The 24,870-nt window shown below is 37.4% G+C and carries 25 protein-coding genes, 1 tRNA gene and 2 riboswitches; of the genes, 1 reads left to right on the top strand and 25 read right to left on the bottom strand.

The genetic code is table 11. The features are described 5' to 3' along the window. Positions 1-62: 62 nt before the first annotated feature. From acsA to LD272_RS07660, 7 genes are all read right to left on the bottom strand, one after another. On the bottom strand, positions 63-1,745 hold the full coding sequence (gene acsA, locus LD272_RS07630) for an acetate--CoA ligase (protein ID WP_226036010.1): 1,683 nt from the start codon (positions 1,743-1,745) through the stop codon (positions 63-65). Between the two features lie 32 nt (positions 1,746-1,777). Continuing rightward, on the bottom strand, positions 1,778-2,521 hold the full coding sequence (locus LD272_RS07635) for an ABC transporter ATP-binding protein (protein WP_226036011.1): 744 nt from the start codon (positions 2,519-2,521) through the stop codon (positions 1,778-1,780). A gap of 12 nt (positions 2,522-2,533) precedes the next feature. Further along, positions 2,534-3,379, bottom strand: a complete 846-nt coding sequence (locus LD272_RS07640) for an ABC transporter permease (RefSeq protein WP_439647386.1) — start codon at positions 3,377-3,379, stop codon at positions 2,534-2,536. Positions 3,380-3,418: 39 nt separating this feature from the next. Beyond that, a complete protein-coding gene (locus tag LD272_RS07645; protein WP_226036012.1) occupies positions 3,419-4,423 on the bottom strand; it encodes an aliphatic sulfonate ABC transporter substrate-binding protein in 1,005 nt (334 codons plus the stop codon). 23 nt (positions 4,424-4,446) lie between these two features. Beyond that, a complete protein-coding gene (locus tag LD272_RS07650) occupies positions 4,447-6,243 on the bottom strand; it encodes a PLP-dependent aspartate aminotransferase family protein (protein ID WP_226036013.1) in 1,797 nt (598 codons plus the stop codon). Between the two features lie 80 nt (positions 6,244-6,323). Next, positions 6,324-6,436, bottom strand: a riboswitch (SAM riboswitch). A gap of 80 nt (positions 6,437-6,516) precedes the next feature. Continuing rightward, positions 6,517-7,614 (bottom strand): homoserine O-acetyltransferase MetX, encoded by a 1,098-nt coding sequence (gene metX, locus LD272_RS07655; protein ID WP_226036014.1) that lies wholly within the window; start codon positions 7,612-7,614, stop codon positions 6,517-6,519. A 223-nt stretch (positions 7,615-7,837) separates the two neighbouring features. Continuing rightward, positions 7,838-7,947: riboswitch (SAM riboswitch) on the bottom strand. 567 nt (positions 7,948-8,514) lie between these two features. After that, positions 8,515-8,587, bottom strand: a tRNA-Arg gene (locus LD272_RS07660). Positions 8,588-9,087: 500 nt separating this feature from the next. Between LD272_RS07660 and clpP the strand changes: the two genes are divergently transcribed. After that, on the top strand, positions 9,088-9,687 hold the full coding sequence (gene clpP, locus LD272_RS07665) for an ATP-dependent Clp endopeptidase proteolytic subunit ClpP (protein ID WP_226036015.1): 600 nt from the start codon (positions 9,088-9,090) through the stop codon (positions 9,685-9,687). 49 nt (positions 9,688-9,736) lie between these two features. Here the strand turns inward: clpP and LD272_RS07670 are convergent, their stop codons facing one another. The 18 genes from LD272_RS07670 to LD272_RS07755 form a co-directional block, all read right to left on the bottom strand. After that, positions 9,737-9,988 carry an HPr family phosphocarrier protein gene (locus tag LD272_RS07670; protein ID WP_226036016.1) on the bottom strand — a complete coding sequence of 84 codons (252 nt, stop codon included), beginning with the start codon at positions 9,986-9,988 and terminating at the stop codon, positions 9,737-9,739. A gap of 199 nt (positions 9,989-10,187) precedes the next feature. Continuing rightward, positions 10,188-11,135, bottom strand: coding sequence for a DNA-binding protein WhiA (gene whiA, locus LD272_RS07675; protein ID WP_226036017.1), 948 nt, complete (start codon positions 11,133-11,135; stop codon positions 10,188-10,190). A gap of 30 nt (positions 11,136-11,165) precedes the next feature. After that, a complete protein-coding gene (gene mgfK / locus LD272_RS07680; protein WP_226036018.1) occupies positions 11,166-12,119 on the bottom strand; it encodes a gluconeogenesis morphogenetic factor MgfK in 954 nt (317 codons plus the stop codon). Positions 12,120-12,122: 3 nt separating this feature from the next. Then, a complete protein-coding gene (gene rapZ / locus LD272_RS07685) occupies positions 12,123-13,007 on the bottom strand; it encodes an RNase adapter RapZ (RefSeq protein WP_226036019.1) in 885 nt (294 codons plus the stop codon). Positions 13,008-13,023: 16 nt separating this feature from the next. Then, positions 13,024-13,479 carry an NUDIX hydrolase gene (locus LD272_RS07690; RefSeq protein WP_369413948.1) on the bottom strand — a complete coding sequence of 152 codons (456 nt, stop codon included), beginning with the start codon at positions 13,477-13,479 and terminating at the stop codon, positions 13,024-13,026. A 396-nt stretch (positions 13,480-13,875) separates the two neighbouring features. Beyond that, positions 13,876-14,835 (bottom strand): thioredoxin-disulfide reductase, encoded by a 960-nt coding sequence (gene trxB / locus LD272_RS07695; protein WP_226036021.1) that lies wholly within the window; start codon positions 14,833-14,835, stop codon positions 13,876-13,878. Positions 14,836-14,960: 125 nt separating this feature from the next. Then, positions 14,961-15,965, bottom strand: coding sequence for a tetratricopeptide repeat protein (locus tag LD272_RS07700; protein WP_226036022.1), 1,005 nt, complete (start codon positions 15,963-15,965; stop codon positions 14,961-14,963). 288 nt (positions 15,966-16,253) lie between these two features. Continuing rightward, positions 16,254-17,915: a glycerol-3-phosphate dehydrogenase/oxidase gene (locus LD272_RS07705; protein WP_226036023.1), complete on the bottom strand. Its 1,662-nt coding sequence runs from the start codon at positions 17,913-17,915 to the stop codon at positions 16,254-16,256. A gap of 134 nt (positions 17,916-18,049) precedes the next feature. Then, complete coding sequence (locus tag LD272_RS07710; RefSeq protein WP_226036024.1) at positions 18,050-18,568, bottom strand: acyltransferase; 519 nt, start codon at positions 18,566-18,568, stop codon at positions 18,050-18,052. 4 nt (positions 18,569-18,572) lie between these two features. Beyond that, entirely contained in the window at positions 18,573-19,211 is a 639-nt protein-coding gene (ppaX, locus tag LD272_RS07715; protein WP_226036025.1) for a pyrophosphatase PpaX, read from the bottom strand. After that, positions 19,186-20,145, bottom strand: a complete 960-nt coding sequence (locus LD272_RS07720; RefSeq protein ID WP_226036026.1) for a nucleoside recognition domain-containing protein — start codon at positions 20,143-20,145, stop codon at positions 19,186-19,188. The genes ppaX and LD272_RS07720 overlap by 26 nt, the downstream gene beginning before the upstream one ends. 16 nt (positions 20,146-20,161) lie before the next feature. Beyond that, positions 20,162-20,989 (bottom strand): prolipoprotein diacylglyceryl transferase, encoded by an 828-nt coding sequence (gene lgt, locus LD272_RS07725; protein WP_226036027.1) that lies wholly within the window; start codon positions 20,987-20,989, stop codon positions 20,162-20,164. Positions 20,990-21,001: 12 nt separating this feature from the next. After that, on the bottom strand, positions 21,002-21,949 hold the full coding sequence (gene hprK, locus LD272_RS07730; RefSeq protein WP_226036028.1) for an HPr(Ser) kinase/phosphatase: 948 nt from the start codon (positions 21,947-21,949) through the stop codon (positions 21,002-21,004). Between the two features lie 126 nt (positions 21,950-22,075). Continuing rightward, positions 22,076-22,438 carry a phage holin family protein gene (locus tag LD272_RS07735; RefSeq protein ID WP_226036029.1) on the bottom strand — a complete coding sequence of 121 codons (363 nt, stop codon included), beginning with the start codon at positions 22,436-22,438 and terminating at the stop codon, positions 22,076-22,078. Next, positions 22,435-22,638: a PspC domain-containing protein gene (locus LD272_RS07740; RefSeq protein ID WP_226036030.1), complete on the bottom strand. Its 204-nt coding sequence runs from the start codon at positions 22,636-22,638 to the stop codon at positions 22,435-22,437. The genes LD272_RS07735 and LD272_RS07740 overlap by 4 nt, the downstream gene beginning before the upstream one ends. A 16-nt stretch (positions 22,639-22,654) precedes the next feature. Then, entirely contained in the window at positions 22,655-23,743 is a 1,089-nt protein-coding gene (locus tag LD272_RS07745; RefSeq protein ID WP_226036031.1) for a DUF4097 family beta strand repeat-containing protein, read from the bottom strand. A 41-nt stretch (positions 23,744-23,784) separates the two neighbouring features. After that, positions 23,785-24,441, bottom strand: a complete 657-nt coding sequence (gene bshB2 / locus LD272_RS07750) for a bacillithiol biosynthesis deacetylase BshB2 (RefSeq protein ID WP_226036032.1) — start codon at positions 24,439-24,441, stop codon at positions 23,785-23,787. Between the two features lie 19 nt (positions 24,442-24,460). Beyond that, positions 24,461-24,814: a YojF family protein gene (locus LD272_RS07755; RefSeq protein ID WP_226036045.1), complete on the bottom strand. Its 354-nt coding sequence runs from the start codon at positions 24,812-24,814 to the stop codon at positions 24,461-24,463. Positions 24,815-24,870: the final 56 nt, after the last annotated feature.

Here is a 24,870-nt window from a genome sequence, read left to right on the forward strand (position 1 = left end):
GATTGTAGTGTATCTGAAGTGGTTGAAAGGAGTGTTAGACAGGTATTTTAACCAAAGATACTTTACACTATAAGTTCTTGGTTTTTCTGAATCTCCGATTGTTTTAACTGTCTTCGAAGGATTTTCCCGCTTATCTTTGTTTTAGGAAGTTCTTCTACTACTTCAATCTCTCTAGGAGCGGCGTGTGCGGATAAATTTTTTCTAACAAAAATACGAATTTCTTCTAATAATTCCTTTGATTCAATATAACCATGACGCAGTGTAATAAATGCCTTAACAAGTTCTCCGCGAATTGGATCTGGCTTTCCAATGACTCCTGCCTCAGCTACAGCAGGATGTTCAATCAACTTGCTTTCTACCTCGAAAGGTCCAATTCTTTCCCCAGCAGAGTTGATCATGTCATCACTTCGCCCTTGAAAAAACACATACCCCTCTTCATCTTGTCGTGCCAAATCTCCAGAAATATACCAGCCTTCATATAGAAAATACGAGTTAAATTTATCATTGTTACCCCATATTTCTTTCATTAATCCTGGCCACGGTGCACGGATGGCCAATTGACCAACAGAGCCACATGGCAACTCATTTCCTTCTGAGTCCAAAATTCCAACATGGATGCCTGGAAATGGTCTACCCATTGATCCAGGTTTAATTGGCTCAGATGGCAAGTTAACTATTAAATGCCCACCAGTTTCTGTCATCCACCATGTATCATGAATTCTTAAATTAAGCTTGTTCCAAGCCCATTCAACAACCTCAGGGTTTAATGGTTCGCCAACACTTAGCACATGTCTAAGTGACGAAAGATCATAATCTTTATATAGATCTCCTTTTGACATTAACATCCGGAATGCTGTCGGTGCACTATACCATATCGTTATTTTTAAATCTTGGATTAATTGATACCATTTGTCTGCACTAAATCGTCCACCTTGAATGACAATTGTTGCTCTGTTTAACCACGGAGCAAATAACCCATAAACACTACCAGTTACCCATCCAGGGTGAGATGTACACCAATATACGTCATCCTCTTTGATGTCCAGTACCCATTTACCTGACTGAAAATGATGGGTGACAGTTCGGTGAGCATGCAGTACCCCTTTTGGTTTTCCAGTCGACCCACTTGTATAATGAATAATTAATCCATCTTCTTCATTTACCCACTCAACGAGACTTTCTTGTTCATTATTATACGTGGTTGCTTCAATATCCTCTGTGAATAGGATTGTCTCAAGTGAAGGAATTTCGTTCTTGGGTACACGTTGAACAAGTTGCTTATCAGTAATTAATACCGTTCCATTACAATCGTTGATTCGGTCCTTTACTGCCTCTTCCATAAAAGCTTCAAAAAGAGGGCCTGCAATTGCACCAATTTTGATAACAGCTAAAATAGAAATATAGCATTCAGGTGTTTTGGGTAGAAAAATAAATACTCGATCACCCTTAGTAACACCATGATTTAGTAAAATTTTAGCATAATGGTCCGTTTTATCCTTAACTTCTTTAAATGTAAGTGATTGATACTCTTGATCATTGACATAATGAAGTGCTATTTTATCACCGTAACCCTCGTCAACATGACGATCAATTGTTTCATAAGCAGCATTTAATTTACCTGTTTTATGAAAGCTTAATTCTTTCGCAGCATTATCCCATGAAAACGACGCTTTCGTTTCCTGGTAGTTTGTTAGATTAAATGAACCAGATTTCGGTAAAATTGTTTTGTTTTTTTCATCTGACACGCGAATGCCCCCCCTGTCATGCTCATGATTTTTTAAGATGTATAAGAGTGTGTATTATTCAAATCAAGTCGATCAAGTATTTCAGATTTGTATTCTGCAAGTTTTTGACCACCTCTTTGTCGTGGTCGTTCTTCTTTGATCACAAACTCAGTATCAATTTGACCTGGTTGACCTCGGAGGACAACGATTCTGTCACATAAATATAACGCTTCATCGATGTCATGAGTGACAAGGACAACGGTAGATTTATAGGTATGCCAAACATCTAGTAATAAATCCTGTAACTGCATTTTGGTAAATGCGTCTAACGCACTAAACGGTTCATCTAAAAGCAAGATTTCTGGTGAAGTTACTAGTGCCCGTGCAATGGCAACACGTTGGGCCATACCACCAGATAACTGTCTAGGATAGAGCTGTTCTTTTCCGCTTAAACCTACATTTTCAAGAAATTCTTTAGCCCGTTGAACCTTTGTCTCTTTGTTTCCTTTTAAACCAAATGTCACATTTTCAAGTACAGGAAGCCATGGTAACAATCTTGGTTCCTGGAAAATAAACCCGGTTCTATCATCTACTTCCTTAGATGTATTCCCATTAATCGAAATCTCTCCATCATAATCATTATCTAAACCTGAAATAGCACGCAATAGTGTACTTTTACCGCAACCACTCGTTCCTAATAAACCAATGATCTCCCCAGGTTCTGCAGAAATGGAAAAATTCTTGACAGCCGTTATCCCGTCAAATGTTCGGCTTACATTTTTTAGTTTTAAACTCATCTCTAAAACCTCCTATTTAACCAGTCGATCTTGCCAATGTAGTGAACGAATTTCAATTTTTTTCAGCACCCAATCGGATATTTTCCCAATTATTGCAAAAAGAATAATACTTGCAATAATTGTTTCAGGTGACAATGTATTTTGACCAAGTACTAATAAGTAGCCTAATCCTTGACTTGCTCCCATTAATTCAGCTGCAACGACAAACATCCAGCCAAGTCCTAAACCACTTCTAAGTCCAACAAGAAAAGATGGAAGCGAAGCTGGAAGAATGATTCGTATGATTAGTTGTATTGTATTTAAACCGTACATTTTACCAACTTCTATTAGCTTTCGATCGACACCCAGAATTCCACTGACTATATTTAAATACACAGGGAAGAACACACCAACAGCAATCATCGTAATTTTTGATGATTCACCAATCCCCATCCATAGGATGAACAATGGAACCCAGGCAAGCGACGGGATTGATCGAAACGCTTGAATCATTGGATCAAATAATTTTTCTGCATTTTTATAGAAACCAACTAACGAGCCAAGCACTACTGCTACCACAGTACCTAAGATAAAACCAGCGAATACCCGGTAGGTTGTAATCCCAATATGTGTTACCAGTGTACCTTCTTGGCCCATTTCAATAATTGTTTGTAAAATAACAGTTGGCGCCGGTAATTGATAGGAAGGAAAAACTTCCATTCGGCTTAGGATCTCCCATAAAGATAGTAAAACAACTGGCAACAGGCTTCCTAAGATTACTGGATGCGTAAAAATGTAAGATTTAAATTTTGCTTTCTTCTTTCTCATAGCATTACGACCTACAAGAACGGATGTTAATTCTCCTTGATTTTTCGCCATTATTTTCCCTCCTATCGATTTACTACTAATAAATCTAAATTATTTTCCAATCGTTTCTTCAGCAAATGATGGTTCGATTAACTCATTAGTTGTTTCCTCAACATCCACATCAGCATCAATCACTTCACCGTCTTGTAAAATATGTCCTGCTTCAACTAAAGCGTTACGGTGTACATCACCAGGAACTGGCTCAGAAAAATCATTACGCTCCAGTTGCTTTCTCGCAACATCTACACTGATGCTAGCTTCCTCGGCTAGTAACTCTGCTGCTTCTTCTGGATTGTCTAACACCCATTTCCTTGCTTTTTCATACACTTCAATAACTCGATTAACATACTGGGGATGTTGCTCAGCAAAATCTTCTCTTACATTTAAAAATCCATACGTATTGAAATCTGCATTTCGATAAAACAACTCTGCATCAGATTCTAATTCAAGGCGTGCCATATGAGGATCAAGCCCTGCCCAAGCATCGACTGATCCAGAAACAAGTGCCGATGCACCATCACCGTGTTGAAGATTAACAATTTCAACATCATCAGGCGAGACGCCCTCTGCATTCAATGAACGTAAAAGGAAAATATAAGGATCTGTTCCAAGTGTCGCTGCGACCTTTTTACCCTCTAAGTCTTCTAATGTTTGTATATCTGAATCGGGATCTGTAACTAAAGCAGTCCATTCAGGCTTAGAATAAACATAAACATTTTTTATTGGTGCGCCGTTTGCTTTTGACATTAATGCAGCTGCACCAGCTGTCGATCCAAAATCAACACTATCACTGTTTAAAAACTCTAATGCTTTATTACTTCCTTGACTAAGTGCCCACTCAATTTCAATTCCTTCTTCTTCAAATTCTTCTTCCGCCCAACCAAATTTCTTTAAAACCAGGCTAGTCGGTGAGTAATAAGCATAATCCAATCGTATTTTTTCTGGTGTTCCATCTTCTGAGCTGGCACTTGAACATCCAGTGGCTAATATAACTAGTAAACCTATAACTACTAAAGCGACAAAGCTTCTAATATCAATGATCGGTATTCGTTTCATAATAGTCACACCCCTTATCAAATTTAAATTTCACAAGCATATGTTGAAATCGTTCCTCTAAGTCTCTGAGCCTCTTTATACGTACACCTGTTATGGACAACTTGGATTCCTGCTTCTCTTGCTATTTCAGCAGCTTCTGGTGAAACGACACCTTCTTGCAGCCAGAATACCTTTGGTTTTACTTCAATCGCTTCACGTGCAATTCCAATTGCTGCTTCTGGACTTCTAAATACTTGCACAACATCAACCTGAAACGGAATACTCTTTAAATCTGGATAAGCCTTTTCGCCTAAAATCTCTGTTTCACGAGGATTTACCGGGACAATCTTATACCCCAGTCGTTGCATCTTTCGTGCGAGACGATAACTAGGTCTAGCCTCCTTACCACTAAGCCCTACAACTGCTAATGTTTTCTGATGTGTTACTTCCTTACCGTTTTCTTCAACTCGTTCATTCGGAGAACTTAATGCCCATTTAATAACACCCTCGTCATTAACGACAATCTCATTTCCTTCATCAGTACCAATACCAGTTGCTTTTGCCAAGGCCTGATTGAGGTCATTAATAATATCTCGAACCGATTCAATGCCGACAGATAAACGAACAAGTTCTTCTTTCACACCAGTTTCTTCTAACTTTTCTTTTGATAATTGTTGGTGTGTTGTTGATGCAGGATGAATAATTAACGATTTTGCATCACCAACGTTAGCAACATGAGACCACAACGAGACATTATTAATTAGTGCTTTTCCTGCATTTTTCCCACCTTTAATACCAAAAACAATTATTGAACCGAAGCCATTGTTTAAAATTCTCTTTGCTAGCTGATGGGATGGATGGCTTTCTAGACCAGGATACGTTACCCAATCAACTGCCGGATGACTTTCTAAATATTCAGCGAGCTCTGCAGCATTTTTGTTGTGACGCTCAACTCTTAAATGTAGCGTTTCAAGTCCTTGGATTAATTGAAATGCATTATATGGACTTAAGGCTGCTCCAAAGTCTCTTAGTAATTGGACACGTACCTTGGTAATAAAGGCTAGCGTACCAAAATCGACTGCATATTGAATTCCGTTATAACTTGGGTCCGGTTCAGAAAAAGTTGGGAATTTTTCCGAATTCCAATTAAAACGACCACCATCAACAATGACACCACCGATTGATGTACCATGGCCTCCTATCCATTTTGTAGCAGAGTGAATAACGATATCAGCACCAAGTTGAATTGGTTTACATACATATGGTGTTGCAAATGTATTGTCAATAATTAACGGAATACCTGCTGCATGTGCAATCTCAGAAACTGCTTCAACATCTAACACTTGCAAGCCTGGATTACCAATAATCTCACCGAAGACTGCTTTTGTTTTATCGGTTATTGCTTCTTTAAAATTAGTTGGGTCTGTTGGATCTACAAATCTCACATTTATTCCGTATCTTGGTAGTGTTACTGCAAAAAGATTATAAGTACCACCGTAAAGATTTGTACCTGCCACAATCTCATCCCCGGCACTCGCAACATTTAAAATTGATAATGTAATAGCAGACATCCCAGATGAAGTTGCTACAGAAGCCACCCCGTCCTCTAGTAACGCCATCCGTTTTTCAAAAACATCTACCGTTGGATTACCAATACGAGAATAAATATTACCTGGCTCATCTAAAGAAAATAGACGCTCAGCATGCTCAGTATCATGAAAAACATATGAAGTAGTTTGGTAGATAGGTACTGCCCTAGATCCTGTTGTTGGATCCGGTGATTGCCCTCCGTGTAAAGATAATGTTTCAAGATCGTATGTTGTATTTTTTGAATTTGCCATGTTTATTTCCCCCTAATAAGAATTGTTAGTAAAAAACAAAAAACCCACTTCATAAGAAGAGGGTTTTATTAATAATCCTCCTCTTATCTGCCAGGAAATACTTCCTGCAGGAATTAGCACCTTTTCAAGTTTAAAAAAACTTGTTGGTTGCCGGGCATCATCGGGCCAGTCCCTCTGCCTCTCTGGATAAGAGATCCAAATACTTTAATTTAATTTTTAATTCACAAATATCAAACTACTATGTTAATTCTAATTTGTCAAAATATTTTAAAATCAATAATTTTCTAATTCATTAAGTTTTGCTTGAAGAAGATATCCCCATTTTTCAAATTCAACCAAAAATCCATCGTGACCAAATCTAGTCTCTACTTGTTCAAATGTTGCTTTTTTACCTATTTTTTGTAAATGTGTTACAAATTTACTCAATTCACTTGTCGAAAATAAAAGGTCACCACTATAACCGATAGCATGAAGGGGGGCACCAATTAATTCTGCAGCTATTTCCCACCCACCTCGTTCTCTTCCAATATCATGGGTATCCATCGACTTTAATAGGTAGAGATAGCTATTGGCATCAAAGCGTTTCGTTATCTTCTTGCCTTGATAATCAAGATAGGATTCTACTTCATAAGATATTTCCTCATGAGCTATACCAGCAGGAGCTCGCTGTTCTCTTCCAAAACGGTCGTTAAACAACTCCCCTGAACGATAGGTAATCATACCGACCATTCGAGCTAAGCTTAATCCATGCTCTGGAATATCTTCTTGTGAATAGTTTCCGTTATTCCACTTCGGGTCTTGTAGGATAGCTAGCCTTGCAATATTGTTAAACGCAATCGCATAATCGCTAAGGTATGGTGTTACTGCAACTGGAAATAGAACATCCATCATGTTTGGATATATAATTCCCCACTCTAATACCTGCATTCCGCCAAGTGATCCACCAGCAACAGCTCGCAAATGGTTTATTTCAAATTTCTCTAAACCCTGGTATTGAGCTTTTACCATGTCACGTACTGTTACGAAAGGAAAATTTGTTTGATATGAAGCTCCCGTTTCGGGATTTACACTTAACGGACCAGTCGATCCATTACAGCCACCTATTACATTAAAAGAAATTACTTGATATTTATCAGTGTCGATATATCCACCTGATTTAATTAAATTTGACCAATACCCAGGATCCTCATCACTTCCTACCGCATATTGAGTGCCAGTCAATGCATGACATATTAGAATTGCTGGATCATCAACCGATCCTACTCGTTCATAAGCTAGCTCTGCATCATAGATCGTCTTTCCAGATTCCAACTTGAGATCACCAATATTTATTGTTCCAGTTTCTCTTAATGAGGCAACTTTCACGTTCATATGAAGCACAACCACCTTTCTAGGAAAAGCTTAGGGCGCATTGAAATAAGGAAATCATTTATTTCTGTAATGACTATTCTAAGGAGTTTTCCTTATTAATCATTCCCGCCAATCTTTAGTTGGGCTCAGACGGGACAGGTACTGTAGCTAGACACCAGAGCGCCTTTTTAAAAATTAAAAAGCCTCTCTAGAAGAAGAGAGGCTTGGGAAATACAAAGTTCACCTCTTATCTTCCAAGCTTTCGCTCAGCAGGAATTGGCACCTTTTTAAGTACGAATACTTAATGGTTGCCGGGTTTCATCGGGCCAGTCCCTCCACCTCTCTGGATAAGATACTATTAAATTATTAATTCTGTAATTTCAGTCATTTATCGTTAAAGAGAAGTTTAGCATGGTAAATTTATACTGTCAATACATTTTATTATCAAAAGGTTAAATTATATATTTACCTAAAAACCTTCATACCACCTGTTTATAGAACCCACTTAATTAACAAACGATTTCCCCTTGTTTCGTTCGTCGCATTTTAAGTCACCTACTCAGCCTTAAGATTGACCATCGTTAGGCTTACAGACCTATTTTTCGACTTTTTCGACAAAAAGATTCCAACAATCCTATTTATTTGTTAGACTATCCCTCATAGGTAGGAACCATCTTAATTAATGACCTCCCCAAGGCTTAATTTTGATACATAATGTTCCTGCCTATTTTCTAATAGAAGGTCCCTTTATAGGGATTTTTTTTGCATAATTTCATTCTCTTAATACACAGAACCTAGCATTAATTCTCTGGCTGAATTATTCCTCAACCTCTAGATTGTTAGCAAACGACGATTTCAAACAAACAAAAAAGACAAGGGAGCTTTAACAGCGATAACCCTTGTCTTTTTGATGTTTTATAACGCGCCCGGAGGGATTTGAACCCCCGACCCTTGGTACCGGAAACCAATGCTCTATCCCCTGAGCTACGAGCGCAAGTATTATATGGATTAATATAAAATAGGACAAGAGATATTATAGCTTAAATTTCCGTTCATTTCAATAACTTGCATTAATATGCTCAAATAAGGTAGCTTTTCTAGACAAATAGTACCTATTGCTCATGCCAATGATCTTGTTGAGGTATCAATTAAAAAGGCGTACGTATTGAATGATTTAATGGTGAGTTAACAGCAATTTAACTAGTATTTTTTATTTTAAAGATCACATTCAAGTGTTTATTTCCAAAAATTTAGGGAATCATGGAATTAGTTAAACCTATCTGAGTTAGACTGCCAATAAATTGGTCATTTAAGCTCTTAAAATCTGCTTTCTTTACATATTTCGTTTAAGTTAGTAGCATGGAATAGAAATATCATTTAAAGTCCAATGTATTTCGTTTGACCTTTATTGACCATTTAGTTAAGATATACATAGACATAGTTAGTCATCGATAACTACGATGAAATAACTAAGACAAAGGAGGAAAATTTCTTATGAACTTAATACCTACAGTAATTGAACAAACAAATCGTGGAGAACGTGCATATGATATTTATTCAAGACTTTTGAAAGACCGTATTATTATGCTAGGTAGCGGAATTGACGATAATGTTTCAAATACTATTGTTGCACAATTGCTATTCTTAGCTGCTGAGGATCCTGAAAAAGATATTTCACTATACATCAACTCTCCAGGTGGTTCCATCACAGCTGGTATGGCTATTTATGATACGATGCAATTCATCAAGCCAAATGTATCTACTATTTGTATTGGTATGGCTGCTTCAATGGGTGCATTCTTACTTGCTGCTGGTGAGCCTGGAAAACGTTATGCACTACCAAACAGTGAAGTAATGATTCACCAACCGCTTGGTGGCACACAAGGACAAGCGACAGACATCCAAATTCATGCTAAACGCATTATTGAGATGCGTAGCAAGTTAAATAAAATCCTTTCTCAGCGTACAGGGCAACCACTTGAGGTAATTGAACGCGATACAGAGCGCGACAACTTCATGGATGCAGACGTTGCTAAAGATTACGGTTTGATTGACAAAGTAATGGAGAAAAATGAAACAGATAAAAAAGCTTAATAATTAGTAAAAAGAATGGTCATTCCTAAAACAGGAATGACCATTCTTTTTACTTTGAAACAAATGCTATAAGTTCATCAACCGCTACTTGGTCATCAGGTCCTTCTGCTATTAGTTTGATTTCATCTCCAGCAGTAATAGCTAAACTCATTAAACCCATGATGCTCTTCGCATTTACACGTTTCTCACCTTTTTCGATAAACAGACTTGATGAGTAACGATTCGCTTTTTGAACAAACTCAGCAGCTGGCCTCGCTTGAAGGCCTGTGATTAGTTCAACTATAAATGTTCTTTCAACCAATGGTGTATTCTCCTCTCGTTCACTCACAAAAGTAAGCGCTATCATTTAACCCAAAAAACTAACTCTCTTTTTAGAGAGTTTCTTAAGAACACGAACACCTTATACAATCACTTTTATTTTTAAAATAGATATGTTTTTTTGCTACTTAAGACGATTTAACGTTCTTAAATTATACCATGATGAGAAGAAAAGGGAAAGACTAATTCCCTAGTGATTCCCCACTTCTTAGCTTTTCAGCAAATTCATCAATTTTTCTAAGTCTGTGATTAATTCCCGACTTACTAATTTTTCCAGTTGAAACAAGCTCACCAAGTTCTTTTAAAGAAATATCTTGATGTTGGACACGTAATGTTGCAATTTCCCTTAACTTATCCGGTAAGGCCTCTAATCCTACTGTTTTAGAAATAAATCGAATGTTTTCCACTTGTCTAAAAGCTGCGCCAATTGTTTTGTTCAGGTTTGCCGTTTCACAATTTACTAGGCGATTAACTGAATTTCTCATGTCTCTAATAATTCTTACGTCTTCAAATTTAAGGAGTGCTTGGTGTGCTCCAATATAGTTCAAGAATTCAGTAATTTTCTCTGCCTCTTTAATATAGCTAATGAAGCCCTTTTTTCTTTCTAAAATTCTAGCGTGGAGATCAAAAGAATTCATGAGTTCGCACAATGAATCGTTGTGCTCTTTATAAAAGTTAGATATTTCTAGGTGATAGGAAGATGTTTCAGGATTATTAACCGAACCACCTGCTAAAAAAGCACCCCTCAAATAAGCACGTTTACAGCATCTTTTTTTTGTGTATTTTTCTGAGATTGACCTAATAAAGGTAAAAGGTTCTTCGAGTATTTGTAAATCTGATAAAAATGTACGAACACCTTCCTTTAATCGGACAATATACACATTATTTTTTTTAAGCTTCATTTTTTTACGTACAAGCAATTCTACAGGATAGTTATATAGCGATTTAATCAATGTATAGATTCGACGTGCTATCGCAGCATTTTCTGTTTGAACATCCAACACATATTCCTGTCTCGACAAGGAGATCGCACCGTTCATCCGAATTAAAGCAGCCAGCTCAGACTGCGTACAGCACGTATCGTTTTCAATTTTTGTTAATTCTTTCTTTATATCAGAAGCAAAAGACAACTTCCTCACCTCCCCGTGATAACAATGCTGTCACAGCAATGAGTATAATAATTTTGCAACCTTGGATGTGTCATGTCGTAGCATCTTTCGTTGACGATCAACAATATCCGCTTCAATAATTTCAAGGCCCATGCCTATTAAACGGTCTGTATCGTAAATGACTGGTGCAGCATTCTCTTCTGCATAAATAGCCCGTACATCCCCTTGAATTGGCTTATTATTAACGATAATCGAATGAATACACCCTTGACCTATATGATCAGTAATTGCCTGAACATGATCAGCGGCAGAGTATCCACTTGTTTCACCTTCTTGAGTCATAACATTACAAACATAGACAACCTTACTGTTTGTATTTTGCAATGCATCTCCGATTTGAGGCATTATTAAATTTGGTAATGTACTAGTATAAAGACTACCTGGTGCAATAACAACCAGATCAGCTTCTTCAATAGCCTGAACTGCTTCTGGTAAAGGGAAAACAGGCTCTGGTTTTAAAAACACTCGTCTAATTTTTTTGTTAGCTAACGGTATATTTGATTCACCAGAAATGATTGTTCCATCCGTCATTTCCGCATGAAGAAACATATTCTGATTAGCTATCGGATATATTTTTCCCTTTACATTAAGTACCCGCGATATTTCTTTTATTCCATTATAAAAATCACCTGTAACTGAAGTCATTGCAGCTAATAAGAGGTTTCCCATTGAATGTCCAGACAGGCCATTTCCATTTTTAAAACGATGTTGGAAGAGATCCATCAACATCGGCTCTACATCTGATAAAGCTGCAATCACATTTCTAATATCTCCGGGAGCAGGTATAGCCATTTCTGTTCGTAATCTACCAGAACTTCCCCCGTCGTCCGCAACTGTGACGATAGCCGATAAGTCGATTGGATAATCCTTTAGTCCTCTTAAGAGAACTGGCATCCCAGTCCCTCCACCTAGTACAACAACATGAGGATTTTTAGTGCCCTCCATAAATTAATGTCCCTTTCTTTTATCTATATCACGATGGCTCACATGTGTGACATAATCTTTAGAGAATTGTTTTGCTAGGTGTTCCGAAATTGCTACAGACCGGTGCTGACCACCAGTGCAACCAATAGCAATCACTAACTGACTTTTTCCTTCCCGTTTATACTGAGGCAACATGAACCTTAATAAATCTGTAACCTTCTCAAGAAATATTTGTGTATCTGTCCATTTGAAAACATAGGATGAAACCTCAGAATTCAGACCTGTTAATGGTCTCATTTGCTCAATGTAATGGGGATTTGGTAGAAACCGGACATCAAAAACTAAGTCTGCATCAATCGGGATCCCGTACTTAAATCCGAATGATAGGGTGTGGACTGAGAAGATTTCCTGATCCTTAGCACCATACTTTTTAACGATTTTTTCTCGTAAGTCTTTTGGTTTTAAGTCTGTAGTATCGACTACATATTGAGCTCGACCCCGCAGCTCGTCTAAGATTCTTCGTTCTTGCTTTATTCCTTCTAAAGGTAGGCCGTCAGCTGCAAGTGGATGAGATCTCCTTGTTTCTTTATAACGGGAAACAAGTGATTCGTCCTTTGCATCAAGAAAAAGGATATGTTCCTGGATCCAGTCTTGCTTACCTAGTTTATCTAACGCATCGAATAAAGAGTCAAAAAATTCTCTTCCACGCAAGTCCATTACAAGAGCCACTTTTTGAATGTTATTCGTCGCATCTTTCATCAAATCCAAAAACTTTGGCAATAGCGTTGGAGGTAAGTTATCTACACAGTAATAACCTAAATCTTCAAAACTTTGAACTGCCACTGTCTTACCTGCGCCAGACATTCCAGTTATGATTACTAGCTTCGTTTCATGCTCTTTAATTCCCAACTGTCTTCTCCCCTTTTTATGGTCTTGGCGGATCGAGACTAAGGTCAATTAAGTGATAATCTGGCGTATATGTGAAAGTGCCATATACAAGCTGATTACTAGCCATAATATGGTTATAAATATACCGATCCCCTTCAGCCATTGGCTTATTCAAAACATGTTCAATTGGCACCCATTCTAGGACACCTTCATTACTTTTTTCTAACATATTTCCTTCAACTGTTTCTGACAAAAAAGTAAACATCATCCACTCTTGAATTGTTTCGTTATTTTCCCGTACAAGAAAGGTAAATGCTCCTTTTAGTTCTGGACTTATCAGTTTAAGTCCTGTTTCTTCTCTATATTCACGAACAACAGCATCCTTAATCGATTCACCTTGTTCCATCTTTCCACCAGGCATAGCATACCAGCCACGCCTAGGTTTTTTTAACATAAGTATATGATTGTTACGCTTCACTATACAATTTGCCACGCGTCGCAAAAAAATCAACTCTTTCTATATCTAGAGTGTTCAAAAAGCACCAACTTTAAAAAAGAAATAAACACCCTGGAACTTTTGAACTTCCCTACAATGGTAATTATCCCACTTACCTTATTATACAATGAATATTTATCATCAAACAATATTATGAACTATTTTCCTTTTTCATTAATTTAATTAGCCCTTAGCACATCCTACCGTTTGCCACCTGTGTCCTATTATAATAGACCAAAAAAATGACACAGGTGGCAAACACCTGTGTCTTCAAATATTTATCTATTAAAAGGGGGTCAATTAGTTAACCCCATTGTAACTGATAAATATTTCGCGCGTGTTACAACAGCGTTAAAAAGCATTTACGTTCCCATGTCTAATTGTTACATTGTTCTATTTAACAGCCTTAACAGCTTTAAGTTCATCCATTAAATTTTCTACATAACTCTGAGCTGATTGAGCTGCGATACTTCCATCACCTGTTGCGGTAACAATTTGACGAAGTTCTTTATCCCGAATGTCACCTGCAGCAAATACACCTGGTACATTAGACGCCATATTTTCATTAGTTGGGATATAACCCTCTTCATTTGTAACTCCCAATGATTTAAATGGTTCGCTTAACGGAATCATACCAACATAGACGAACACACCGTCTGTATTACGAGTATATTCTTCACCAGTATTCTTGTCGACTAATGTTACACTGCCGACTTTTCCATCAACACCATTAATTGATTTAATTTGCGTATCCCAAATAAAATCAACCTTTTCATTATCAAAAGCACGATCTTGAAGAATCTTTTGTGCTCTTAATTGATCACGACGGTGGACAATTGTAACCTTGCTAGCGAAACGAGTTAAATACACGCCTTCTTCTACTGCAGAGTCTCCTCCGCCAATAACAATTAAATCTTTTTCTTTGAAAAAGGCACCATCACAAACAGCACAATAAGAGACACCGCGGCCACTCAATTCTTGTTCACCAGGAACTCCAACTTTTTTATATTGTGCACCGGTAGTAATAATTATTGATCGAGTTTTATACTCTTTTTTACCAGCAATTATTGTCTTATATTCTTTGCCATCAATTACTTCTTTAATGTCACCATATGCATACTCGGCTCCAAATTTCTTTGAATGGTCAAACATCTTATTAGATAAATCCGGTCCAAGAATATGATCAAATCCCGGATAGTTTTCGACATCTTCTGTATTAGCCATCTGTCCACCCGGAATTCCACGTTCAAGCATAAGTGTATCTAAGTTGGCGCGAGATGTATAAACTGCAGCGGTCATTCCTGCCGGACCAGCACCTGCAATTATTACATCGTAAATACGTTCTTCGGACATAACATTCAGCCCCTCCACTAATACTAATTTTTATTTTCTCCAACATTATCATACGAAACAGGCTGTAGGTCTAATATTCTGCTCAAGCCTTACTATTTCAGCATATTAAATCGAAGAAAATTATGTCACCACGGGCTTGTTTCTTTGTTTAAAAACGGATACTTTTTACACCCTTCTTCCCATAAGGATAGAGCTTTTGTTGAAGCACCTATCCCGTAGAGGCAGGCGCTATACCATTTGAAATAAGAAGCATGACCTTTCAGATGACCCTTAGATAGCATCTTAAATCGGTCATACGCCTCTTTGTAATGGCCTGTACGAGCTAAAGTATTAGCTATTTTTAATTTTTGTTGTTCATGAATAGGATAAACATTTTGAAGAGAAACTATGTGCTGATTACATTTATTTATGTCATTACGCTCATAATAAAATATAGCCAAATTTGTATGACAATACAAAGACTGCGGATCATTTTTCAGCCATTGTTCTTCTAACCTAATTGCTTCGTCTTGGTCACCATTAAAAAAGAGAGCAAAGCTAAATTCATGTTTAGCAGCAATATGTTCAGGAAAAACTCCCATCATTTCCTCTAATAATGTTATAGCTTGACTCCATTCTTGGCGCTCTAAATGATAAAAGGCAGTTTCTTGGTAGATTAGGAGTTCGTCTTCTTCTTCAAACGCCCATTCATCATCGTCATCATCATCTCCGATGTCAAGAACAGTTAATAAGTCTTCCGCCTCTTTTGTAAAATCTCCATTCGGTGCTTTATCTAGGTAGGTTTTTGTGTATTTTTTCGCATCTTGGAGCAGTCCTAAGTGCGCATAATTGTTTGCAATTAGATAATAACAATCTATATAACTATCACCGTTTTCTGATAGTACTTCAGTTAATATTTGATTGGCCGCATGATAAGCGCCAATTTCTGTATAAACGATTGACATTTGACAGTGATATAAGGCTTCCTTCGGAGAATCTTCAACAGCTTTTTTTAACCATTTAATTGCTATATCAAACTTTCTCTTTTGAAAGGCCTCGACACCTTTAGTAAAATAAAAATCTCCCTCAGGTATGAATGGGGTGACATTATCTGTTTTGTTAACGGTCTTGGTATCCTCTAAAGTTTGCATAAGTCTCCCCCTATGATATTCAAAAGGAGATAAACTCTTTTTGAACAATCAGTGTAATCCTTTAAGTCGTTTGAAGTATATCACATTTTTAGACATTATTATATAGGAAAACACAAAGCTTTAAAACACGTTTTAATAGACATATTCTTTGTAATCCTAAGTGTTTCCCTTCCCTACTCTTCGGGATTTTTGACATTAGTTAACTTAGCAATAAATTAGCCACGAAAACCCATTTTATCGTTTTCTCACCAAAAAATCTCAACCCTATTTAATGGTTGAGATTTCTCCTTATTCTTCTGGATGAACGGCATTATAAAGCATTTGCTTCAATTCTCTGGTGTAATAGCTTTTCTCTTCAGTATTCCAGTGAAACATTTGAGCCATGTAATCTGTTACAGCATCTTTATATTTTTTCACCCATTCAATTTCAAAATAAAGTGCTCCTGTACGTCTGACAAAAAAATCAGCAGGCTTATAAATACATTCTTCATCAATTGCGTACCTAAGTTGCGCAAAAACGATTATGTCGATGTTTGCTTCCAACGCCTCATTTGTCAATTCCCCTACATTAGCAAATACTTTATCGACATTTGCTCCATATCTTTGAATCAAACTGCTTGCAACTGATGCGTCTAAACCAATAAGTTTTGCGTCGTCAAGTTTTTTCTTCTTAAACAGCTCAAAGCCATCAGGACCACCCACTTCACCACCGGAAATAGCCAGTGTCTTCGTTTCAGAGTCCGAATACAATATGCCCAAATCTTGTTTTAATTGCTTAACGATTTTATCGACTACATTCTCGGCCATTTTACGATATCCAGTTAACTTTCCACCGGCCATTGAGATTAAGCCAGATTTGGATATGAATATCTCATCTTGTCGTGAAATCTCACCTGGTTTCTTTCCTTCTTCCTCAATTAACGGCCTAAGTCCTGCCCAGCTTGACTCAACATCATTAATCTCGAGTCCAACTGTTGGAAACATAAAGTTGATGGCATCAATAATATAATCACGGTCTAGTTTAGTCATGGCGGGATCGACAATATCCCCATCATAGCTTGTGTCCGTAGTGCCAACGTATGTTTTTCCAGATCTCGGGATAGCAAAAATCATCCGTCCATCATGATTATCATAATAAATCGCTTGCTGTAATGGAAATCTTTTTCCATCAAACACCAAATGAACACCTTTTGTTAAGTGCAATGTCTTACCTTTTTTAGAAGAGTCCATTTCTCTCAATTCATCTACCCATGGTCCTGTAGCATTAATAACCTTTTTGGCATAAACCTGTAGCTCTTTACCAGTAATTTGATCCTCAATTACTGCACCAACAACCTTACTTTCTGCATCATAAATAAAGTCAGTGACCTTTGTATAGTTAATCGCAGTTGCTCCATGCTCACGTGCTTTTTTTAATACTTCAATCGTTAAACGAGCATCATCTGTTTTATATTCAACATAGTAACCTGCCCCTTTCAATTGTTTCTTGTTAAGGAGCGGTTCCTTTTCTATTGCTTCTTTTGAATTAAGCATGATTCGTCGTTCATTCTTCTTCACTCTTGCTAAAAAGTCATATGCTTTAAGACCGACGTTAGCAGCCCAAGGTCCAAGGTTTCCATTTTTGTAAAAAGGCAACAGCATCCATTCTGGTGTTGTTACATGAGGTCCATTTTCATATACAACAGCCCGTTCCCTTCCGACTTCTGCAACCATACTCACCTCAAATTGTTGTAAGTAACGAAGTCCACCATGTACTAATTTGGTCGATCTACTAGATGTACCTGCGGAAAAATCCTGCATTTCTACAAGAGCCGTTTTTAACCCTCTCGTCGTTGCATCAAGGGCAATACCTGCGCCCGTGATTCCTCCACCTACCACTAATACATCTAAAGGGTCAACTGTTAATGAATCAAAAATATTCTCCCGATATAAATTAGAAAATTTAACCATTTAACGTACACTCCCTGTCAGACTTGCTAATTTGCATATTGAAATAAAAAGCGCCTCTCTCTCTTTGGGGAGATAAAGATGGCGCTACTTCTTGTTTAAAGTTATTAAAGAGACAAGCAACACTATTCGAGAAATTAAAAATCATCTTCCTGTTTGCGTTGGTCCATCTCCTCTTTAGAGTATATCTGTTTCATTGGATTGCCGCCAACAAATGTACCTGCATCGACATCCTTATGGACTAATGTACCGGCAGACACAATCGCCCCGTCACCAATTGTAACGCCCGGTAATATCGTACTGTTTGCTCCAATCATAACTTCACTACCAATGACAACATCACCTAAGCGATATTCTTTAATTAAATATTCATGCGCTAGTATCGTAGTGTTGTAACCAATTACAGTATTTTTACCGACAGTTATTCTCTCTGGAAACATGATATCGAGCATAACCATTAAAGCAAAAGCTGTTTGAGTCCCAACTTCCATGCCTAAAAACTTTCGATAAAGTCCATTTTTGATAGACAAAAATGGCATATAGCGTGCGAGTTGAATGACAATAAAGTTTTTTACTACTTTCCAAAAAGGAACAGTTTTATAAATGTGCCATAAAGAGTTTGCTTTAGTCACTCGATAACGTTCTGTCTTACGCATAACTTCACGCCCCTAGTATCTTTAACAGATCACTCATTTCTTCTAACATATAGTCAGGCTGATAAGCTTCTAAAGTTTCTTTTCCTTTAATTGACCAAGACACACCAGCTGTCTTTGTTCCAGCGTTTTTTCCAGCCTCAATATCGTGGTAATTATCGCCAACCATAAGTGTGGTGGGCGCCGTTGCGTCTAATTCTTTTAACGCCTTCATGATAGGTTCAGGATGGGGTTTTGCATGGGTAACATCATCGAGGCCAATTAAAATCTCGAACATATCCTCCATGCCAGTAACCTTTAACCCCAGTTCAGCAGTCGCATTCATCTTCGTTGTAACAATTCCTAACCGATATCCCAATTGTTTTAGTTTATTTACTGTTTCTACTACTCTAGGGTAAGCAACAACATAACTATCATGGTGATGGAGGTTATGTTCACGGTATGTTTGGACCATTTGATCAACACGATCAGAATCAATCGACCGAAAACTATCTATAAGAGGAGGACCGATAAAATCTAATATCTCCTCGCGATTGTACTCCTTGTCAGTGTATTGTTTAAGTGTATGTGTAAATGAAGCAATAATAAGTTCATTTGTGTCAATTAATGTGCCATCTAAATCAAATAGAATCGTATGAATGGTCATGTATATGCTCCCTTCTCTTTCTATGTTCGCTTCTGTTCCATACAAAAGCAATCCCAGCTGTTAACAAAATTGCAGTCGTTAACCTAATGACTAACAGTGGCCATACTGGAATCCCGAGTGGAATAAAAACTAAGGTGTCTTCCACAACTGCATGGCACGATACTAAAAAGATAAATGCAAGGCTGATATCTTTTTTCGATACCCCATCTTCTTTTACAGCTTGAATCATTAAGCCGGCTCCATAAGCAAGGCCAATCGTAAGTCCTGCTACTAAAGTCATTGATGTATTTTTTTCCATACCTAGTAATTTAGTGAATGGCGTTAGCAGGTCCGACATCTTATTCATCCAACCTAGCTCACGGAAAAGTTGCATGAAGACCATTAATGGAATAACAATTAGTGCTAGCTGCAATACTGCCATAGCGGCAGTTTGCACGCCTTCAACAAAAATAGTAAACCATCCCTCTGCAACTTGTTCACTCTTAGTAATTAATCCATATTGAGCAAATTCGCCTCCGCCCTTCCATACAAGATTAATGATAAATGCGGACGCTAATGCTAAAGAAACTCTGACAACGATAACAACCCACAAGCTAACGCCAACTTTAGAGGCAACAACTGATTCTACAAACAGGTTATGACAAAATGAAAGCATCATTGCCATGATAAACACTTCTTTTACTGTAAAATCAAACGAAACAATTGCACCGATTCCTGCGTACAAATTCAAAGCATTACCAATAACTAATGGCACTGCCGCCTCACCTGGAAGACCAAGCCATTTCATAAACGGCGCCAGAAAATCAGCTATCCATTGTAATATTGGTGTATAGCGGAGGATAGTTATTAGTAAAGTTATTGGAAAGATCACTTTCCCTAAAGTCCACGTTAAAATTGACCCTTGTTTTAATCCTCGTTGTATAACACCAATCAATGTTCAAATCCCCCAGTTATAGTTTTTTCCCGTTATACCTTCTATTTACTTGACCAGTTTTTCTACGATAAATCATAATTGCTATACAGATCACAACTAGTAAGACCGAAATAAACTGTGCAGTTCTCAGGGATCCAATGATATATAAACTATCTGTACGCATTCCTTCAATGAAGAAACGACCGACAGAGTACCAAATAACGTAGCTTAAGAACAACTCACCTCTGATAGGATTATACTTCCTTAATAGAATTAAAAATAGTAATCCAAGAAAATTCCATACCGATTCATATAAGAATGTTGGGTGATACATCGTTCCACCGATACACATTTGATTTGTAATAAAGTCTGGCATGTATTGCATAAAGTTATTGTAATAAGCCTCTGAAACAGGACCACCATGTGCTTCTTGATTCATAAAGTTTCCCCAACGGCCAATAGCCTGTCCCAAAATAAGACTTGGTGCAGCGATATCTACGATTTGCCAGAAGGATACTTTCTTAATTCTTGTATAAATAATTGCGGTTAACACTGAACCGATTAAGGCGCCATGAATCGCAATACCGCCTTCCCAAATTGCGAAAATATCCCACCAAGGTCCACCAACATAATTTTCCCACTCAAAAATCACATAATATATTCGTGCAGATATAATAGCTATTGGAATAGCAAATACGACCAAGTCAACAAATAAATCCTTTTTCAAGCCAAGCCTGTCTGCTTCTCTCGTTGCTAACCACAAACCTAAAAAAGCACCTGTTGCAATAATAACACCGTACCAGTAGACAGTAAGCGGACCTAAATCCAAAAACACTCGATCTAAACCAGGTGCACTACAACTCATCTTCGTTCCCCCTTAATCAAAATCCGTGTCTTGATTATTCTTTTCTTGTTCAATCATTGTTGTTAACCGTTCTGAAAATTCCTCTGCTGCATTTACACCCATTCGTTTCAACCTAAAATTCATTGCGGCTACTTCAATAATTACTGCCAAGTTTCTACCAGGGCGAACTGGTATCGTTGCTTTTGGAACATCAACATCGATAATTTTCATCGTTTCTTCTTCTAGACCAAGACGATCATACTGTTTTTTCTGGTCCCATGCTTCTAAATTGATAATATAGGTGATTCGTTTAAATGTTCTTACAGATCCTGCACCAAATAAGGTCATGACATTAATAATCCCTACACCTCGAATTTCCAATAAATGTTCGATTAACGGTGGAGAATTACCTATTAACCGATCATAGTCCTCCTGACGAATTTCGACACTATCATCAGCAACAAGACGATGACCACGCTTTACTAATTCAAGCGCTGTTTCACTTTTACCTACGCCACTCTGCCCAGTTATAAGCACACCGACGCCATAAATATCAACAAGTACTCCGTGCATAGCAGTAAATGGAGCAAACTTTGCCTCTAAAAAGTTCGTTAGTCTACTTACTACCCTAGTAGTTTTATACGGTGATCGCATCAGCGGTACACCAGATTGATTTGCTGCATCTATTAATTCTTCCGGAATATCCATTCCTCTAGTGATCACAATGCCCGGAGTAATATCTGTACATAAATCTCGTGCGCGGTCTCGTCTTTCATTTGGTTCCAAATCATGGTAATAGGACAGCTCTGTCTTACCTAGTAATTGCAACCTATCTTTTGGATAATATTTAAAATAACCTGTCATTTCAATACCAGGTCTGGAAATATCACTCATGAAAATCTCCCGATGGACACCATCTTGACCTGCAACAAGTTCAATTTTAAATTGGTCTAGTAAATCCTGTGTACGTACTTTTACCATTTCTATCCCTCCAAGCTAATCCAACTAGTTCATTGTAACTTATTGTAGCACTTTTTTCCTTTGCAAGCACCCAGGCATCAACAAGGATTATTAACAAAACAAAAGCATAGGATTTAAACCCTATGCTTACTTATTCACTTTGATTGTATCCTTAACTAGTTGACTTAGTAATAAATTCAAGATAGATAAAATAATTGCTGCAAGAATTGCAATCCCGAATCCGCTAATAACAAACGAGCTTCCAATTACCGCTTGGGTAATCATTAACGTAATCGCATTGATAATGAATAGAAAAAGCCCTAGCGACACAATCGTTATCGGTAAGGTAAGTACTACTAATATCGGTCTGACAATTACATTGAGAATCGACAGGATAAAACTTGCCAAAATAGCCGTACCAAACCCATCTAGTTGAAATGAATCAAATAAATAGGCTACAACAACCAAGGCAACGGCATTGAGTAAAATCGAAACTAACCAGCGTTTCATCCGTAAACATCCCTTTCATTTGGAATGATAAAGATAGCAATAAAGTAAATCAATGCTACTGGAAAGAATCCTGATAATACCAGAAAGATTACGAGAGCTAACCGTAGTATTGTTACATCTATATTGAAATACTCAGCTATTCCTCCTAAAATACCAGCAACCATTCGTTGTTCATTCGACCGTACTAGTTTTTTACTCATCTTTCTTTAATCCCTCCTATTCTGATGGAATAATCCAAACAGAACCAGTCTTCGTCTCAGCTTCAAGATGGAGTAACTGCTCATACTGCTTACATGCTTCAAAATGTAATGATCGTTTCATCATTTCTTTCTTTTCTTCAACGATGTCGTAGTCACTCAAATCGCAATGAATCGTTCCAATATTCGTTTCTAATTGTCCATCAATCCGAACATTAGTCGGCAAGCGTAACCGAACACTTCCTGTTGTCGTTTTAAAAAATCCGGTATGAGCCTTCTCACCTTGCCAATCACAGTGAATACTCCCACTAACTGCCTGAGAATCAATTTTACCGTATTGACCATCCATTCGAATCGAGCCATTAATTGTCTCTGTTTCTAGTTTCTCAAAAGATGACTGCTCCACCTTAATCGATCCATTAGCTGTTTCTAAATCTGCTCCTGTTCCTACAACATTGGCAATTGTTACGGTTCCATTAGTTGTCTTTGCTTTTAGTTGTCCCACAGATAAGTTTTCCGCATTTATTGATCCATTAAACAGTTTAATTGCAACTTTTTTATATAATCGATTAGGTATTTTGATATTTATATCGGCCTTTATATACTTTGATGGCACTAAAAAACGTAATTGGTCATCATCAATCAAAAACTCAGCATCCTCTAAGAATTTCTTTCTAGCTGCATCTTGATCATCTGCTTGATAGACCTTTGCATCACACTCAATTCTGACATCCGCTTCATTCCAAGGAACAATTGTTAAGTTACCATTGGAAATATCGATATCCATTGTCGAAAAAGAGGCAGGATGATTATGGAAAATGTGTGATACGTTATAGTGTGGTCCAAAGTTAAAATCTAAATCAACATTTTTAATTTTTGTAAATGCTTCCTCCATAAAATGAATGAATTTAGATTTTTTTGATGACTGGTTGCTTTCATTAGATTTATAATTCTCTCCCTGTTCCCAGTTCACCTTTTTAGAAACAAATTGGTTTTGACTCTTTTTTTGCTCAGCCTTTTCTAATGACTCTATTAATTCAATAGCCTCTTCCGCACTAATGATTCCGTCCTCTACCATTTTTAAAATTTTTCTTTGTTCTTCCTTCACCTGGAACACCTCCATTATGATCGTGATCCATCAACTTACCTTTAATATTTCCATGTGTAGAAAAATTCATTTCCTAAGCGTTCCTTAGCAATTTCCTCCATATCATCTGAGGTATCACTCATACTTCCTAACACACCTTGTGCTTGTGATTGATGTGCCAAGATTGCCTCCATTTTTTTCTTAAAATATGGTGCTATATCTATTTCCACATCTGGTTTTCCTAAATCAACTTGATGTGTTCTAGTTATTGCCTGAGCCCATACGGTTGGTCTACTATTTTCATCAATACGACCTACAGCTTCAATAGCTGCAGCCCCTAATGCATTGTGATCTGGATGAACTGCGTGTTCTGGGTAATGTGTAATAACCAAACTAGGCTTTAACTCATCTAAAATGCCTAATAAATGCTCAGCAACCTCATTTTTTGATTCAAATTCCAACGTTTTATCTCTATAACCAAGCATTTGTAACTCCACATCTAAAACGTTACACGCATCTATTAATTCGTTTTTTCTGAATTCCGGTAATGTCTCACGGTTTGCAAATGTCGGATTCCCCATGTTTCTACCCATTTCTCCAAGTGTTCCACATAAGTAGGTAACAGGCACACCCTCTTGTCTAAATTTAGTTATCGTTCCAGATGCTCCAAACGATTCGTCATCTGGGTGAGGATAAATTACTACTACATGTTTTTCCACATCAATCACTTCTCCTACCTTAATATTTGAAGGGTGTTTCACTTATTTGTAATGCAACCATTAATCTACCTTCTCGGTCATGACCGGCCATTAATAATTGCCCTTCTTCATTCAATTCGTACTGACTTAGCCCTTCTGCATAAATCCAGCCAATATCAAGTTTTAAACCGACACGGTAAGCATTGCCACTACCTACTATTTTGGCATGGGTATAGGAAACCTTTGCATTTCTAATAAATGCACCAACATTGTATGCTTTATCATCAAAATGACTAGCATACGCACCATTAGTAGTTTCTAAATGGACATAAACTTCTTTACTTACAAACCTGTCTAATTGCAATTGCGCTTGATCAATTTGTATATCCTCCATAACATTCACCTTTCTTTCCACCATGATCTATATTGATTATATTTGAACAGGTTCTA

The organism is Aquibacillus saliphilus (assembly GCF_020404745.1).
Lineage (GTDB): Bacteria > Bacillota > Bacilli > Bacillales > Amphibacillaceae > Aquibacillus > Aquibacillus saliphilus.